13 protein-coding genes and 1 rRNA gene are annotated in these 15,366 nt (G+C 74.9%); 8 read left to right on the forward strand and 6 right to left on the reverse strand.

Going from position 1 to position 15,366, the window contains the following annotated elements:
- Positions 1-9 precede the first annotated feature (9 nt).
- Positions 10-126, forward strand: a 5S ribosomal RNA gene (gene rrf, locus RM844_RS16150).
- Positions 127-242: 116 nt separating this feature from the next.
- On the opposite strand, the gene RM844_RS16155 is transcribed toward rrf, so the two are convergent.
- From RM844_RS16155 to RM844_RS16175, 5 genes are read right to left on the reverse strand one after another with little or no spacing between them, the layout of a single operon-like run.
- Positions 243-1,550 (reverse strand): DUF58 domain-containing protein, encoded by a 1,308-nt coding sequence (locus tag RM844_RS16155; RefSeq protein ID WP_311667903.1) that lies wholly within the window; start codon positions 1,548-1,550, stop codon positions 243-245.
- A complete protein-coding gene (locus tag RM844_RS16160) occupies positions 1,550-2,515 on the reverse strand; it encodes an AAA family ATPase (protein WP_311667904.1) in 966 nt (321 codons plus the stop codon). The genes RM844_RS16155 and RM844_RS16160 overlap by 1 nt, the downstream gene beginning before the upstream one ends.
- A complete protein-coding gene (locus RM844_RS16165; protein ID WP_311667905.1) occupies positions 2,512-3,750 on the reverse strand; it encodes a DUF4350 domain-containing protein in 1,239 nt (412 codons plus the stop codon). Before RM844_RS16165 ends, RM844_RS16160 begins: the two co-directional genes overlap by 4 nt.
- A complete protein-coding gene (locus RM844_RS16170; RefSeq protein ID WP_311667906.1) occupies positions 3,747-4,409 on the reverse strand; it encodes a DUF4129 domain-containing protein in 663 nt (220 codons plus the stop codon). The genes RM844_RS16165 and RM844_RS16170 overlap by 4 nt, the downstream gene beginning before the upstream one ends.
- 4 nt (positions 4,410-4,413) lie before the next feature.
- A complete protein-coding gene (locus RM844_RS16175) occupies positions 4,414-5,577 on the reverse strand; it encodes a hypothetical protein (RefSeq protein ID WP_311667907.1) in 1,164 nt (387 codons plus the stop codon).
- 160 nt (positions 5,578-5,737) lie between these two features.
- Between RM844_RS16175 and mtnA the strand changes: the two genes are divergently transcribed.
- The 7 genes from mtnA (at position 5,738) to RM844_RS16210 (ending at position 14,006) form a co-directional block, all read left to right on the forward strand.
- Positions 5,738-6,832: an S-methyl-5-thioribose-1-phosphate isomerase gene (gene mtnA / locus RM844_RS16180; RefSeq protein WP_311667908.1), complete on the forward strand. Its 1,095-nt coding sequence runs from the start codon at positions 5,738-5,740 to the stop codon at positions 6,830-6,832.
- Complete coding sequence (gene mtrA, locus RM844_RS16185) at positions 6,829-7,506, forward strand: two-component system response regulator MtrA (protein WP_062203694.1); 678 nt, start codon at positions 6,829-6,831, stop codon at positions 7,504-7,506. Before mtnA ends, mtrA begins: the two co-directional genes overlap by 4 nt.
- Before the next feature lie 13 nt (positions 7,507-7,519).
- Positions 7,520-9,310, forward strand: a complete 1,791-nt coding sequence (gene mtrB, locus RM844_RS16190; RefSeq protein WP_311668151.1) for an MtrAB system histidine kinase MtrB — start codon at positions 7,520-7,522, stop codon at positions 9,308-9,310.
- Positions 9,310-11,169 carry an LpqB family beta-propeller domain-containing protein gene (locus RM844_RS16195; protein ID WP_311667909.1) on the forward strand — a complete coding sequence of 620 codons (1,860 nt, stop codon included), beginning with the start codon at positions 9,310-9,312 and terminating at the stop codon, positions 11,167-11,169. Before mtrB ends, RM844_RS16195 begins: the two co-directional genes overlap by 1 nt.
- Positions 11,170-11,435: 266 nt before the next feature.
- A complete protein-coding gene (locus RM844_RS16200) occupies positions 11,436-12,143 on the forward strand; it encodes a ComF family protein (RefSeq protein WP_311667910.1) in 708 nt (235 codons plus the stop codon).
- Positions 12,144-12,427: 284 nt separating this feature from the next.
- On the forward strand, positions 12,428-13,123 hold the full coding sequence (hpf, locus tag RM844_RS16205) for a ribosome hibernation-promoting factor, HPF/YfiA family (RefSeq protein WP_311667911.1): 696 nt from the start codon (positions 12,428-12,430) through the stop codon (positions 13,121-13,123).
- A 163-nt stretch (positions 13,124-13,286) separates the two neighbouring features.
- Positions 13,287-14,006 carry a response regulator gene (locus RM844_RS16210; protein ID WP_394814533.1) on the forward strand — a complete coding sequence of 240 codons (720 nt, stop codon included), beginning with the start codon at positions 13,287-13,289 and terminating at the stop codon, positions 14,004-14,006.
- Positions 14,007-14,091: 85 nt separating this feature from the next.
- Here RM844_RS16210 and RM844_RS16215 read toward each other — a convergent pair whose 3' ends face one another.
- Positions 14,092-15,294 (reverse strand): winged helix-turn-helix domain-containing protein, encoded by a 1,203-nt coding sequence (locus tag RM844_RS16215; RefSeq protein ID WP_311667912.1) that lies wholly within the window; start codon positions 15,292-15,294, stop codon positions 14,092-14,094.
- Between the last annotated feature and the right edge of the window lie 72 nt (positions 15,295-15,366).

Below are 15,366 nucleotides of genomic sequence, written 5' to 3' on the forward strand. Positions count from 1 at the left end.
TTTTAGGGTTCCGGTGGTCATGGCGGAGAGGAAACGCCCGGTTACATTCCGAACCCGGAAGCTAAGCTCTTCAGCGCCGATGGTACTGCATGGGGGACCGTGTGGGAGAGTAGGACGCCGCCGGACAATTTTTGAATGAGGAGTGGTGGGGTTTATCCGAGGAATCGGGTAGTCCCCACCACTCCTTTTTGCGTTGCGCCACCCCCCGTTATGCACCGGCCTTTCGCCTCACCCGCCGGTTCTCACAGCCGGCCGGCGGCCTTGAGGGCCAGGTAGGCGTCGGCCAGCGCCGGGGCCAGCGTCGCCGGAGGCGCCTCGACCACCGTGACCCCCAGGGACCTGAGGCGTTGCGCCGTCGCCTGACGCTCCGCCTGGTGGCGGGCGGCGGCCGCGGCCTCGTAGACGGCGCTCACCGTGCCTCTGCCGGCGGCTAGCTCGTCGATACGGGGGTCGCTCACCGCGGCGATCAGCACCGGGTGGCGTTCGGTCAGTCGCGGAAGCACCGGGAGCAGGCCGGCCGTCACGGGGGCCGCGTCCAGGCCGGTGAAGAGGACCAGCAGGGAGCCGCGCGGCGCCTGGGCCAGGGCGGTCGCCGCCATCGCCGAGGTGTCGGTCTCCACCAGCCTGGGCTCCAGGGTGGTCAGCGCGTTCACGGTGGCCGGCAGCACGTCGCCGCCGGTCCGGCCGCGGACGGTGGCCCGGGGCTCGCGGTCGAAGGCCAGCAGGTCGACGCGGTCCCCGGCGCGGGTGGCCAGGGCGGTCAGCAGCAGCGCCGCGTCCATGGCGGCGTCCAGGCGCGGGATGTCGCCCACCCGGCCGGCCGAGGTGCGGCCGGTGTCCAGTACCAGCAGCAGCTGCCGGTCCCGCTCCGGGCGCCAGGTACGCACCGCGACGGCGGACTGCCGGGCGGTGGCCCGCCAGTCGATGGACCGGACGTCGTCACCCGGGACGTAGTCCCGGAGGCTGTCGAACTCGGTGCCCTCGCCCCGGGTCAACAACGTGCTGCGGCCGTCGAGTTCGCGGAGCCGGGCGAGCTTGGCCGGCAGGTGCCGGCGGCTGGTGAACGGCGGCAGCACCCGGACCGTCCAGGGCACCACATGGCTGCCCTGCCGGGCGGCCAGGCCCAGCGGGCCGTGCGAGCGGACGGTGATCCGGTCCGGCCGGTGGTCGCCGCGGCGGATCGGGTGCAGCGTGGTGGTGACCCGGCGGCGCTCGCCGGGCGGCACGGTCAGCCGGTGCCGGGCCGCGGCGAACGCCTCGCCCGGCTGCCAGGCGCTGGGTGCCCAGGCGTCGCGCAGCTCGGCGCGGAGCGGGCGGCGGCTCGGGTTGGCGACGCTCAGCCGCACCTCGGCCGGCTCGCCCAGGCGGGCCGAGGTGGCGCCGTCCCTGGCGAGCCGCAGGGTGCGGACCGGGGCGGCGCCGGCCAGGTCGAAGAGCACCGCGGCGAGCAGCGGCAGCGCCACGGCGAGGAGGCCGTGCCAGCCGGGCAGCAGGCCGACGACGGGGGTGCCGAGTGCGGCGAGCAGCGCGGTGCGGCCGGTGAGCGCCATCAGCGGGGGACGGCGACGCGGGCGAGCAGACCGGTCAGCACCCGGTCGGCGGTGACGCCCTCCATCTCGGCCTCGGGCCGGAGCCGGACGCGGTGCCGCAGGGTCGGCAGGGCAAGCGCCTTCACGTCGTCCGGGGTGACGTAGTCGCGGCCGGAGAGCCAGGCCCAGGCGCGCGCGGTGGCCAGGAGCGCGGTGGCGCCGCGCGGCGAGGTGCCCAGCGCGAAGGAGGGGGAGTCGCGGGTCGCACGGCACAGGTCCACCACGTAGCCGGCGATCTCCGGGGAGACGCCGACCCGTGCGACGGCCGCGCGGGCGGTGGCCAGATCGGCCGCGCCGGCGACCGGGCGGACGCCGGCGGCGGCCAGGTCCCGGGGGTCGAAGCCGGCGGCGTGCCGGGTGAGGACGTCGACCTCCTGCTCGCGGGAGGGCAGCGGGAGGGTGAGCTTCAGCAGGAAGCGGTCCAGCTGGGCCTCGGGCAGCGGGTAGGTGCCCTCGTACTCGACCGGGTTCTGGGTGGCGGCGACCATGAACGGGTCGGGCAGCGGGCGGGGCTCGCCGTCCACCGTGACCTGGCGTTCCTCCATGGCCTCCAGCAGCGAGGACTGGGTCTTCGGCGGGGTGCGGTTGATCTCGTCGGCGATCAGCAGGTGGGTGAAGACCGGCCCGGGCTGGAAGGAGAACTCGGCGCTGCGGGTGTCGTAGACCAGCGAGCCGGTGACGTCGCTCGGCATCAGGTCGGGGGTGAACTGGACCCGCTTGGTGTCCAGTTCGAGGGCGGTGGCGAGGGTGCGGACCAGCAGGGTCTTGGCGACCCCTGGGACGCCTTCGAGCAGCACGTGGCCGCGGCAGAGGAGGGCGACCACGAGCCCGGTGACGGCGGCGTCCTGGCCGACGACGGCCTTGCCGATCTCGGCGCGGAGGGACTCCAGGACCGCGTGCGGGGCGGCGGCTGATGGGGCGGTCACGGGCTGGGCTCCTCGCCTGTCGTCGGGTCGTCGTGGTCGGTCGGGGGTGGGTCCTGGGCGACGGCGTGGGCCAGCGCGTCCAGGTCGTCGGCGAGCCGCACCAGGGTGCGGTCGTCGGCGGGGGCCGGGCCGAAGAGGAGGGCGCGGACGTCGGCCGGCGGGCTCTCGGTGTGGGCGGCGACGGCCCGGGGCAGCGCCTCGGGGTCGTGGGTCTCGGCCGGCGGGACGCCGACCAGGGGGGCGAGCCGGGCGCGGCTGGCGGCGCGGAGCGCGTCGGCGGCCTGGGCCCGGGCGTGGGTCTGGTGGTAGAGCCGGGCGCGGCCCTCGGTGGTCTCGGCGGCCGGGACGGTGACCGGGAGCGGTTCGCGGACCACCGGGCCGAGGCGGCGGGCCCGCCAGAGGGCGGTCAGGCCGCCGGCGATGGCGAGCTGCGCCGCGGCCCACCGCCAGCCGGCGGGCAGCAGCTCGGTGAGGGAGCGTTCCTCGCCCTGGTGGGGGGCCTCCTCGCCGGTGGGCAGGTACCAGACCAGGGTGGGGTGGGCGCCGAGAAGCTGGAGGGCGAGGGAGGCGTTGCCGGCCTGGTCGAGTTGGTCGTTGTAGAGGATGTCGGGGGAGCCGAGCAGCACGGTGTCGCCGCCCCGCGGGTCGGGGAGGGTGACCAGGCTGGGGACCCCGGCGGCCGGGTAGCAGGCGTCGGCGTCGGTGGTGCCTTCGAGGAGCGCGTAGCCGTAGCCGCCGAGTCGGGCGGTGCCGGCGCGCTGGGCCGGGGGCCAGGCGCACTCGGGGGCGCGTTCGGTGGCTTCGGCGGGGGGCGCGATGGTGAGTTGGGGGGCGAAGGCCGCGGTGGCCTCGGGGCCGGGGGCGATCAGCACGGTGCGGCCGCCGGCGTGCTGGCTGGCCCGGAGCAGGCGGTCGCGGACGCCGGGGGTGAGGGCTTCGGGCTGGGCGATCAGCAGGGTGGTGTCGGGGCCGGTGGCCTCGATGGCCTCGGTCGCGGTGCCGGCGAGGGTGGTGGTGACGCCGCGGTCGGCGAGGAGTTCGGCGACGGCGCGGCTGCCCTTGGGGACGGCGGAGCGGGGGTTGAGGGTGCCGCTGGCGCCGGAGTTGAGGACGGCGAGCAGCAGGCCGGCCAGGAGCAGCGCGCCGGCGGCGATCAGCAGGGGGCGGGCGCGGTGCCAGAGTTGCCGGGCGTCGGGGGAGACGGCGGTGCCGGCCGGGGCTGCGGGGGGCGTCATGGGCTGGTCCAGCCGGCGGCGGTCAGGTCGGGGGTGGCGCGGCGCTGGTCGTCGTCGAGCTGGGCGAGCCGGGCGTGGTCCTCGGCGGTGGCGGGGTGTTCGCCGTAGGCGACGGCGTCGAAGAGGGCGGCGGCCTGGTGGAGGCGCGGGCCGAGGTCGGGGAGGGCGTGGGCGGCCTCGGCGGCGGCCTCGGTCGCGGTGCGGCCGGGGCGTGGGTCGAGCAGGGTGCGTTCCTCCAGGGCGCGGACGATGGCGCGCATCCGTTCGCGGACGGCCGGGCCGAAGCGGCCGGCGGCGGCGTGTTCCTCGGCGGCGGCGCGGTGTTCGGCGGCGGTGCGGGGGCGTTCGGTGAAGAGCGCGCCGCCGGCGCGGGGGCCGGCCGCGGTGCGGAGGGCGCCGAGCCGGAGCCGGATGGCGAGCAGGATCCCGGCGGTGATCAGCAGGATGACGAGGAGGCCCAGCCAGCCGCCCGGGGCGTGGAAGGCGGCTGACTCCAGGACGCCGAAGAGGCGTTCCCACAGCCAGTCCCAGGCCCGGCGGACGGGGCCCGGCTGGTGCTGGGTGTAGAGGTGCTGGGAGAGCTCGCGTTCGGCGGCCTCCCTGGCCGGGTCCCGGGGGATGGTGAGTGGGGGCCCCGGGTCGTCCGCCGCCGGCCTCATGGGGTCAGCGCTCCGGCCCGGGGTCGGTCTGGTCGGGGTTGGTGAGGCCGGCGGCGCGGGCGAGTTCGAGGTCGAGGGCCTCGCGGCGGATGCGCTGGTCGATGTAGAGCAGCGCGGTGACGCCGGCGCTGATGGGCAGGGTGATGGTGGCGGCGATGACCGCACCGATGCCGGTGAGGATCAGGTAGGTCCAGGTGAGGTCGCTCATGCCGCCGGTGAGGGCGTCGGTGCCGCCGCCGTCGATGAGGCCGGCGATGGCGGCGACGGGAAACTCGATGACGCTGCTCACGACGAGGACGAGCAGCAGCATCAGCACCTGGATGCCGAAGACCCGCCACCAGGCGCCCTCGACGAGCTTGGCCGAGCGGCGGAGGGAGGCGATGACGCCCTGGCGTTCCAGCATCAGGGCGGGGGCGGCGAGGGAGAGCCTGACGTAGAGCCAGACGGCGAGGACGAGGCCGCCGATGATGCCGAGCGCGGCGAGGCCGCCGGAGCCGCCGAGGCCGAGGAGCAGCCCGGGGAGGGCGACGGCGAGGACGGCGAGCAGCGGCACGAGCGTCACCACGCCGAGCAGGCGCAGGAGTCGGCTGCGGGAGTCCTCCCAGGTCTCGCCGAGGGTGACCGGGCGGCCGAGGACGGCGCGGCTGACGACGATGGTCAGCATGGCGGTGGCCAGCACGCTGCCGAGCAGGGTGACCACGCCGGTGACCGAGCCGAAGGCGGCGAAGTCGCCGAGGGCCTGGGCCAGTTCCTCGTCGGTGGGGTCGGGGTTGTTCTCCAGGGCGGCGAGGCCCTCGCTGTCGCTGAGCCACAGGCGCATGGCGATGGTCGCGACGACCTGGGTGACGATGGCGATGCCCAGGCTGATGACCAGCACGGTGCGCCAGTGGGCGCGGGCGGTGGAGACGGCGCCGTCGAAGAGTTCGCCGAGGGTGAGCGGGCGGAGCGGGACGACGCCCGGCTTGGGGGCGGCCGGCGGGAAGGGGCGGCGTCCGCCCCAGCCGGGGGGCGGGGTCTGGCCCCAGCCGGGGGGCGGGGTCTGGCCCCAGCCCGTCGGCTGTTGGCCCTGGCCCTCGGGCGGTTGGCCGCCGGACTGTGGGCTGGGGGGCCCGGACTCCGGGCCGGGGGGCGGAGATCCGGGCGAGGTCCAGCCCGGCTTGTCGCTCACGGTGACTCCCTTTTCGAGTGAATTCCCCGGTGGCCGATGTGACGGCCCCGCCGTACTGCCTTGGCGCCCATCGTGCCATGGCGGCGGCGCGGCCGGGTGGGGTGTGTGCGGCGCGCGGTCGCGCCTTCTCTCTGCGGGGTCCGGGCGGCAGACTGGGGCAATGGCTGATCAGAGACTCCCCACCCTGCGTTGGGCCGAGCCGCCTGACGGTCCGGTGCTGCGGCTGCTGGACCAGACCCGACTGCCCGCCGAGGAGGTGGAGTTGACGGTCACGGATGTGCCGGGGCTGGTGGCGGCGATCCGGTCGTTGGCGGTGCGGGGGGCGCCGGTGCTGGGCGTGGCCGGGGCGTACGGGGTGGCGTTGGCGGCGGCCCGGGGGTTCGACGTGGCCGAGGCGGCCCGGCTGTTGGCGGGGGCGCGGCCGACCGCGGTGAACCTGGGGTACGGGGTGCGGCGGGCGGTGGGTGCCTACGAGGCGGCCGGTGGGTCGGGGGAGGTGGCCGCGGCGGCGGCGTTGGCGGAGGCCAGGGCGGTGCACGAGGAGGACGTGGCGGACAGCGAGCGGATGGCGCGGCTGGGGCTGGAGCTGTTGGGGGAGTTGCTGCCCGGGGGACGTTACCGGCTGTTGACGCACTGCAACACGGGCGCGTTGGTGTCGGTGGGGGGTGGTACGGCCTTCGGGGTGGCGCGGGCGGCGCACCGGGCGGGGTCGCTGCGCCGGTTGTGGGTGGACGAGACCCGGCCGCTGTTGCAGGGGGCCAGGCTGACGGCGTGGGAGGCGGCGCGGGAGGGGATGCCGTACACGGTGCAGGTGGACGGGGCGGCGGGGTCGCTGTTCGCGGCGGGTGAGGTGGACGCGGTGCTGGTGGGGGCGGATCGGATCGCGGCCGACGGGGCGGTGGCGAACAAGGTGGGTACCTACGGGCTGGCGGTGTTGGCCCGGCACCACGGGGTGCCGTTCGTGGTGGTGGCGCCGGTGAGCACGGTGGATCTGGCGACGCCGGACGGGGCGGGGATCCGGATCGAGCAGCGGTCCGGGCACGAGGTGACGGAGCTGGCGCCCGGGGTGTCGGTGGCGCCGGTGGGGGCGCACGCGTACAACCCGGCCTTCGACGTGACGCCGCCCGAGCTGGTGACGGCGATCGTCACGGACCGTGGAGTGGTGGCGCCGGTGGATCACGGCGGGCTGGTCGAGGTGTGTTCCAGATCACGTTCATATCAGCTGCCATCGGGCAATGGGATGATGGGCGCATGAAGGGACGCGTACTCGTCGTCGATGACGACACCGCGCTGGCGGAGATGCTGGGCATCGTGCTGCGTGGGGAGGGGTTCGAGCCGTCGTTCGTGGCGGATGGCGACAAGGCGCTCGCGGCCTTCCGGGAGATCAAGCCGGATCTGGTGCTGCTGGACCTGATGCTGCCTGGGCGTGACGGGATCGAGGTGTGCCGCCTGATCCGTGGCGAGTCGGGGGTGCCGATCGTCATGCTGACGGCGAAGAGCGACACGGTGGACGTGGTGGTCGGCCTTGAGTCGGGCGCCGACGACTACATCGTCAAGCCGTTCAAGCCGAAGGAGCTGATCGCCCGGATCCGGGCGCGGCTGCGGCGCTCCGAGGAGCCGGCGCCCGAGCAGCTGGCCATCGGGGATCTGGTGATCGACGTCGCCGGGCACTCGGTGAAGCGGGGTAGCCAGGCGATCTCGCTGACCCCGTTGGAGTTCGACCTGCTGGTGGCGCTCGCCCGCAAGCCGTGGCAGGTGTTCACCCGGGAGGTGCTGCTGGAGCAGGTGTGGGGGTACCGGCACGCGGCGGACACCCGGCTGGTCAACGTGCATGTGCAGCGGCTGCGCTCCAAGGTCGAGCGGGACCCGGAGCGGCCGGAGATCGTGGTGACCGTGCGGGGCGTCGGCTACAAGGCCGGATCGAGCTGAGGTGTCGGACCGGATGTGGTGGCACGGCTCCCGACTGCTGTCCGAAGGGGCGAACAGCGGTCGGGTGCAGCCAGCCATCCGGATTTTCGGTCGGGTGGCGCGGGGTCCGCTGCTGTCCGTGATGCGGCTGTGGCGGCGCAACATCCAGCTGCGGGTGGTGGCCAGCACGCTGCTGCTGTCGATGGCGGTGGTGCTGGTGCTCGGCGTGGTGGTGGTCGGGCAGGTGCGCAACGGGCTGCTGGAGGCGAAGCGGCAGACGGCGCAGAGCCAGGCGGACGGCGGGTTCGCGGTGGCCGAGGACCTGGCGGCGGACGCCGACGAGAACGCGGACGCCAGCGCCGGGCAGAGCCTGGACACCAGCACCTGGTTGAACAGCATCGTGGAGCAACTGGCCAGTGGTGGACAGGGCGTCTACTACGTGGTGGCGCTCAGCTCGGAGCTGTCCCGCCCGCCGTTCGGCTCGGACGCCTCGCCGGCGCCGCCGCGCGGGACGCGTTCCATCGGGGACATCCAGGCGGCCGAGAGCATCTCGCCCGAGCTGCGGGAGGCGGTGGACCGGCACTCGGCGACGCACCGGCAGTACGGCACGGTGGTGCGGCAGAACGGCGAGACCGAGGCCGCGCTGGTCATCGGCAAGCGGCTGCCGGACAACGAGGGCAACCAGTACCAGCTGTACTACCTGTTCCCGTTCACCCAGGAGGAGAAGTCGCTGAGCCTGGTCACCGGGACGCTGGCCACGGCCGGCCTGTTCCTGGTGGCGCTGCTGGGGGCGATCGCCTGGCTGGTGGTGCGGCAGGTGGTGACGCCGGTGCGGATGGCGGCGCGGATCGCGGAGCGGCTGGCCGCCGGCCGGCTCCAGGAGCGGATGAAGATCAGTGGCGAGGACGACATCGCGCGGCTCGGCGAGTCCTTCAACAAGATGGCGCGGAACCTCCAGACGCAGATCCAGCAGTTGGAGGAGCTGTCCCGGATGCAGCGCCGGTTCGTCTCGGACGTCTCGCACGAGCTGCGCACCCCGTTGACCACGGTGCGGATGGCCGCCGACCTGATCCACGAGGCGCGGTCGGACTTCGAGCCGGCGACGGCGCGTTCGGCGGAGCTGCTGCTCAGCCAGCTGGACCGGTTCGAGTCGCTGCTGGCCGACCTGCTGGAGATCAGCAGGTTCGACGCGGGGGCCGCCCATCTGGAGGCGGAGCCGACGGACCTGCGGGATGTGGTGCACCGGGTGGTCGAGGGCGCCGAGCCGCTGGCCGAGCGGCGGGGCGGGCGGCTGCTGGTGCGGGGCGACGGTTCGCCGGTGGTGGCCGAGGTCGATCCGCGGCGGATCGAGCGGGTGCTGCGCAACCTGGTGGTCAACGCGATCGAGCACGGCGAGGGCCGGGACGTGGTGGTGCGGCTGGCGGCCGGCCGGGACGGCCAGGCGGTGGCGATCGCGGTGCGGGACTACGGCATCGGGCTGAAGCCGGGCGAGGCGGAGCGGGTCTTCAACCGCTTCTGGCGGGCCGACCCGGCGCGGGCCAGGACGACCGGCGGCACCGGCCTGGGGCTGTCCATCGCGGTGGAGGACGCCCGGCTGCACGGCGGGCTGTTGGAGGCGTGGGGTGAGCCGGGCGGTGGCGCGCAGTTCCGGCTGACGCTGCCGTGCACGGTGGGGGCGACGCCGCGGCGTTCGCCGTTGCCGTTGGAGCCGGACGACTCGCGGGCCAGGCGCGCGGTGCGGGCCGGCGCGGTGTCGGCGGCGCGCGCCGTCTCGGCGGGTCCTGGCGGCCCGGGGGCGCCGGGCGTGGCCGGGGAGGAGCGGTGATGAGCGGTGCGGTGGACCGGCGCTGGCCGGTCGCGGTGCTGGCGCTGGCGCTGCTGCTGACCGGCTGTGCCGCGATGCCCGGCAGCGGTTCGGTGCAGCGGGTGGACTCCTCGCAGCGGGCCGAGGGCGACTCGCAGGTGCGGGTGGACGGGGTCAGCCCGCAGGAGAACGCCTCCCCGCAGGAGATCGTGCGCGGCTTCCTGGAGGCGACCACCAGCGACGACGCCGAGTACGAGACGGCCAAGGAGTACCTGACGCCGGGGCGGCGGGAGCAGTGGGACCCGTTCGCCGGGACCACGGTGCTGGCCGTCGGCCCGGACTTCAACCTGGCGGAGGCGGACCCGGTGCCCGGCGCCGGGGCGGGCGCGGCGGCCGTCGGCACCGAGCCGGAGCGGGAGACCAGCCAGGTGGAGATCACCGGCAGCTGGCTCGCCGAGGTGGACGCGGGTCACGTGTACACGCCGCGGGACGAGGAGTACAGCACGCTCTTCCAGCTGCGGCTGGTGGACGGCCAGTGGCGGATCGACGCGCTGCCGGACGGCCTGGTCATGGGCGAGGCCGACTTCCGGCGGATCTTCCACGCGGTGAACACCTACTACTACGCGGACCTGCGGGTCGAGGCGGAGCGTGCCGAGCGGGCCGACCGGGTGCTGGTGCCCGACCCGATCTACGTGCGGCGCCGGGTGGAGCCGGTCTCGGAGGCGGTGCGCACCCTGCTGGCCGGGCCGAGCGAGTGGCTGAGCCCGGTGGTGACCTCGGCCTTCCCGACGGGCGTGCGGCTGGCCGGGGACGGCGTCAACATAGACGGCTCAGGTCGGCTCAGCGTGCGGCTGGACGGGGTGCCGGACGACTGGCCGCGGTCCCGGTGCGAGCGGATGGCGGCGCAGTTGCTGCACACCGCGCAGGATGTCGCCTCGGTCGACGTGACGGAGGTCCGGCTCAGGACGGGGTCCGGGGAGCTGCTCTGTGACGAGACGGCGTCCGAGGCGCGCGAGCTGGCGCCCGGGCTGCTGGACGGTGACTCGGGCCGCGGGTACTTCCTGGACGAGGACGCCCGGCTGGTCTCGCTCTCCCCCGACCACGACGAGAAGCCCTACCCGGTCAGTGGGCCGCTGGGACAGCGCAGCGCCGAGCTGCGCAGCGCGGCGGTCAGCCGGGGCGGCGACCTGGCGGCCGGGGTCAGCGCGGACGGCTCGACCCTGTTCGTCGCGCCGCTCGAAGAGCGGGACGCCGAGCCCGAGGCGCTGCCGCTGGCCGCGCCGGCGGACGAGGCGGGCGGCCTGACCACGCCCAGCTGGGACGGTCTTGGCGACCTCTGGGTCGCCGACCGGGACGCGGAGCAGCCGCAGCTGTTGCGGCTGACCGGCGGCGAGGGCACCCCTCGGGAGGTGCCGGTGCACGGGCTGCGCGAGGGGCAGCGGATCGAGGCGCTGCGGGTGGCGCCCGATTCGGTGCGGATCGCCATGCTGGTGGGCAACGGGGAGCGCAGCACGCTGCTGCTCGGCCGGATCGAGCGGGACCAGAACGCGGAGGGTGTCTCCGTCGCGGTCAACGAGCTGCGGCCGGTGGCGCCCCAGCTGGCGGACACGGTGGCGGTCTCCTGGGCCGGGGAGAGCGGGCTGGTGGTGGTCGGCCGGCCGGTGGACGGCGTCGAGCAGATCAGCTACGTGGAGGCCGACGGTTCCACTGGGGGCGGGCCCAGCGTGCCGGGGCTCAACGACGTGCAGGCGGTCGCGGTGTCGGAGCAGGAGGGGCGGCCGATGCTGGCGGCGACGGGCAACCGGATCGCGCGGCTGGGCGAGGACGGCCAGTGGAAGTTGGTCGCCGAGGGCGGCTCGGCGCCCTTCTACCCGGGCTGAACGGGGCCGCGGCGCGGCGGACCGGCTTCGGGTCGGGTTCGGGTCGGGCTGTGGCGGTGCCGGTCGGGTCGGTATCGCGTCGGGTCGCTCGGGTTCGGCTGGGTTCGGGTTCGGGTTCGGGTTCGCGTTTTTTGGGTGCGGGCCGTGGCGGTTCGGGTCGCGGCCGGTTGACCGGGTGGGGCTTCCTCGTTGACCGGCGTCGCTCGTCCGGGTGGTGGCCGGGGGCCGGCGGTTCGACGGCCCGGCCGGTCGGTCACGGTGGGGCCATGCGCGGATGGTGGCGGGAGATCTGTTCCCTGGTGCTGCCCCTGGAGTGCCCCGGCTGCGGCCGGGGGCGGGCCGGGGTGTGCGAGAGCTGTGCGGCCGCGGTGGGCGCCGGCGGCGCGCGTCGGGTGCGGCCGGTGCCGACGCCGGCCGGCCTGCCGCCGGTCTGGGCGGCCACCGCCTACGCGGACGCCGGCCGGGGGCTGCTGCTGGCCCACAAGGAACGTGGAGTGCTGTCCCTGGCCGGCCCGTTGGGCACGGCGCTGGCGGGCGCGGCGCGCGCCGCGCTGGCCGCGGTACCCGGCCCGGCGGTCGGGCCCTGGGCGCTCGTGCCGGTGCCGTCGGCGCGGGCCGCGGTGGCCCGGCGGGGGCACGACCCGACGCGGCGGATCGCGGTGCGGGCGGCGGCGCTGCTGCGCCGGGACGGCACGGCGGCGCGGGTGCTGCCGGTGCTGCGGCAGATCCGGGCGGTGGCGGACCAGGCGGGGCTGCCCGGCCGGGCGCGCGCCGAGAACGTGGCGGGCGCCCTGGCCGCGCGCCCCGGCGCGCTGCCGGCCGGGACGCGGGTGCTGTTGGTGGACGACGTGGTGACCAGCGGCGCCTCGCTCGCCGAGGCGGCGCGCGCGGTGCGCCTGGCGGGCGCCGAGCCGATGGCGGCGGCGGTCGTCGCGGGCCCGGCCCAGGCGTGGATCGGGCGTACGCGTGGGTAGGGGTGCCGTAACGGGGCGGACAGCGGTACGTTCGAAGGAGAGCCGATGCTTCGCATTCCGGCTTATATCGACCTAACTGAATTCCGCATATGTTCGCGAAGGATCGGCTCTGACCGTTGATCCCCCGGTTAAGTGGGTGTTGATCTTCCGCACCGGGGAAGAGGAGGTGAAAGTCCTCACCCCGTCGTAACGCCGGACACGAGGCCGTGGACACCGGCCGTCCGGCGCACATGCACCAAGGAGGACCCCGCAGAGGCGCGGGGCTCTCCGGGAACGGAGTTCGCGTGGACATCGTCGTCAAGGGTCGTAAGACCGAGGTACCGGAGCGGTTCCGTCGGCACGTGGCCGAGAAGTTGAAGCTGGACAAGATCCAGAGGATCGACGGCAAGGTGACCCGTCTCGACGTGGAGGTGTCCAAGGAGCACAACCCGCGTCAGGCCGACCGTTCCGACCGGGTGGAGATCACCATGCGGCACCGGGGCCCGGTGGTCCGCGCCGAGGCGGCGGCCGCCGACCCGTACGCCGCGCTCGACCTGGCCGTGGAGAAGCTGGAGGCACGGCTGCGCCGGGAGAATGACAAGCGCACCTCGCGGCGCGGCCGTGGGCGTATCCCGGCCAGCGAGGTCGCCGAGGTGGTGCCGGACGCGGCGCCGCTCAACAGCACCGGGCTGCTGCCGGCGCCGGCCCCGACCCCGGAGCCCGAGGTGCCGGTGCGTCGGATGGGGTCCGTGGTGGTGGAGGGCGAGGGCCCGCTGGTCGTCAGGGAGAAGACCCACACCGCCGCCCCGATGAGCCTGGACCAGGCGCTCTACGAGATGGAGCTGGTCGGCCACGACTTCTACCTCTTTGTCGACGCCGAGTCCAAGCAGCCCAGCGTGGTCTACCGACGGCACGCCTACGACTACGGCGTGATCCGGTTGGAGACCGACCCGCTCAGCGAGGTCACGCCGGAGGGCGCGGGGGGCGCGCTGGGCGGCTGACGCCGTCGGTCACCACCTGGCGCCGGAGCGCCCACCCGGATGCGCACCCCTTGGCCGGATCATGGATTCGGCCGGGGGTGCCGCCGTGAAATCATGGGGTTGCCGAGGGTGGCGACGTGGCGGCCAGGGGGAGGAATCGACGGTGGAGACATTCGGTCCCAGGATGCCCAGGGGGCGGCCGGCGCTTCGCGAGGAGCCGGAGCCGGTCATCGCGCGGGAGCCGATCCGGGTCCTGGTGGTGGACGACCACGAGCTGTTCCGGCGCGGGCTGGAGATCGTGCTCGCCCAGGAGTCCGACATCGAGGTGGTCGGGGAGGCGGGGGACGGCGCCGAGGCGGTGGAGAAAGCCGCCGACCTGCTGCCCGACATCGTGCTGATGGACGTGCGGATGCCCAGGCGCGGGGGGATCGAGGCGTGCACCTCGATCAAGGAGGTGGCCCCCAGCGCGCGGATCATCATGCTGACGATCAGCGACGAGGAGGCCGACCTCTACGACGCGATCAAGGCGGGGGCGACCGGCTACCTGCTCAAGGAGATCTCCACCGACGAGGTGACCGCCGCGATCCGCGCCGTGGCCGACGGGCAGTCGCAGATCAGCCCCTCGATGGCGGCGAAGCTGCTCACCGAGTTCAAGTCGATGATCCAGCGCACCGACGAGCGCCGGCTGGTGCCGGCGCCCCGGCTGACCGACCGGGAGCTGGAGGTGCTGAAGCTGGTGGCCACCGGGAAGAACAACCGGGACATCGCCAAGGAGTTGTTCATCAGCGAGAACACGGTCAAGAACCACGTGCGGAACATCCTGGAGAAGCTCCAGCTGCACTCCCGGATGGAGGCCGTGGTCTACGCGATGCGGGAGAAGATCCTGGACCTGGAGACCGGCTGACCGGCCGCCCCGGCCCAGGGCCGGCTCCCGCCGCGCCCAGCCCGGGGCCGGCGCCGCCCGCCGGCGGCGCCCCGCCGGTGCCGGGTCAGGTCAGCGCCGCCAGCTCGGCGGTCAGCGGGCCGGCCAGCTCGGCCGGGGTGCAGCGCTCCACCCTGACCTGGTCGCAGCCCACCCAGGCGGCGGCCTCCACCAGCGCCTGGGCCATCGCCGGGGCGGCCTTGCCCGCCTGGGCGAGCGGGCCCTCGAAGGCGGCGTGCCGAGCGACCAGCGTCCGGCCCTCGCGCGCCGGGTCCACCCGGCCGAGCAGCCGGCCCCCGGCGAGCAGCGGCATCGCGAAGTAGCCGTATATCCGCTTGGGCCTGGGCACATACGCCTCCAGTCGGTGCACGAAGCCGAAGATCCGCTCCGTGCGCGGGCGGTCCCAGACCAGCGAGTCGAACGGGGAGAGCAGGGTCGTGCGGTGCCGGCCGCGCGGCGCGGCGGCCAGCGCCGCCGGATCCGCCCAGGCCCGGTGCCGGCTGCCGCGGCCAGCTGGCGCCGGCCAGCCGGCGACCTCGACCGGCACCAGCCCCGACTCCTCGACCACCGCGTCGACCTCGGCCGCCCGCAGCCGGTGGTAGTCCGCGAGATCGGCCTGGGTGGCCACCCCCATCGCGGCGCCCGCCTGGGCGACCAGCTGTCGCAGGCACTCCTCGTCGGTCAACCGATCGTGGTAAAAAACCTCCGGCACCGCCCGCTCGGGCAGGTCGTAGACGCGCTTCCAGCCGCGGCGCCTGGTGACCACCACGTCGCCCAGCATCAGCGCCCGCTCCACCGCGATCTTGCTCTCGCTCCAGTCCCACCACAGCCCGCCGTTCTTGGCGCCGCCCAGCTCGGTGGCCGTCAGCGGGCCCCGCGCGCGCAGGCTCTCCAGCACCTGGCGGTAGGCGGCCGGCGGCACTTCCTGGGACCAGCTCTCCCTGGCCCGGTAGGCACGCCGGCGGAAGGCGAACAACGGCCACTCCTCCATCGGCAGCAGGCACGCCGCGTGGGACCAGTACTCGAAGGCGGTCTCGCCGGACCAGTACGCCGACTCCACCGCGGGGCGGCCCACCGCGCCGAGCCGGGCGTAGGGCAGCAGCTCGTGGGAGCGGGCCAGCACGGAGATGGTGTCCAGCTGGACCGAGCCGAGCTGGCGCAGCACCCCGCGCACCCCGGCGCGGCGGTCGGGCGAGCCCAGCAGACCCTGCGCCCGGAGGGCGATCCGGCGGGCCTCGTCGGCGGAGAGGGACAAGGAAGCGGCAGTCATGGGGGGATCGTAGGGCCGACCACTGACACCCGTGTGGGCGCTCGCATACCATGGCCGGTGCGGCGGGGCCAT

The sequence above is a fragment of the Streptomyces chisholmiae genome (genome assembly GCF_031845445.1).
In the GTDB taxonomy this organism is placed as follows: domain Bacteria; phylum Actinomycetota; class Actinomycetes; order Streptomycetales; family Streptomycetaceae; genus Streptomyces; species Streptomyces chisholmiae.

Bases quoted from the DNA above. Each gene is read 5' to 3' on its own strand.
- RM844_RS16155 (WP_311667903.1), bottom strand. From the start codon at position 1,550: ATGGCGCTCACCGGCCGCACCGCGCTGCTCGCCGCACTCGGCACCCCC.
- RM844_RS16165 (WP_311667905.1), bottom strand. From the start codon at position 3,750: ATGACGCCCCCCGCAGCCCCGGCCGGCACCGCCGTCTCCCCCGACGCC.
- RM844_RS16170 (WP_311667906.1), bottom strand. From the start codon at position 4,409: ATGAGGCCGGCGGCGGACGACCCGGGGCCCCCACTCACCATCCCCCGG.
- mtnA (WP_311667908.1), top strand. From the start codon at position 5,738: ATGGCTGATCAGAGACTCCCCACCCTGCGTTGGGCCGAGCCGCCTGAC.
- mtrA (WP_062203694.1), top strand. From the start codon at position 6,829: ATGAAGGGACGCGTACTCGTCGTCGATGACGACACCGCGCTGGCGGAG.
- mtrB (WP_311668151.1), top strand. From the start codon at position 7,520: ATGTGGTGGCACGGCTCCCGACTGCTGTCCGAAGGGGCGAACAGCGGT.
- RM844_RS16195 (WP_311667909.1), top strand. From the start codon at position 9,310: ATGAGCGGTGCGGTGGACCGGCGCTGGCCGGTCGCGGTGCTGGCGCTG.
- RM844_RS16200 (WP_311667910.1), top strand. From the start codon at position 11,436: ATGCGCGGATGGTGGCGGGAGATCTGTTCCCTGGTGCTGCCCCTGGAG.
- RM844_RS16210 (WP_394814533.1), top strand. From the start codon at position 13,287: ATGCCCAGGGGGCGGCCGGCGCTTCGCGAGGAGCCGGAGCCGGTCATC.
- RM844_RS16215 (WP_311667912.1), bottom strand. From the start codon at position 15,294: ATGACTGCCGCTTCCTTGTCCCTCTCCGCCGACGAGGCCCGCCGGATC.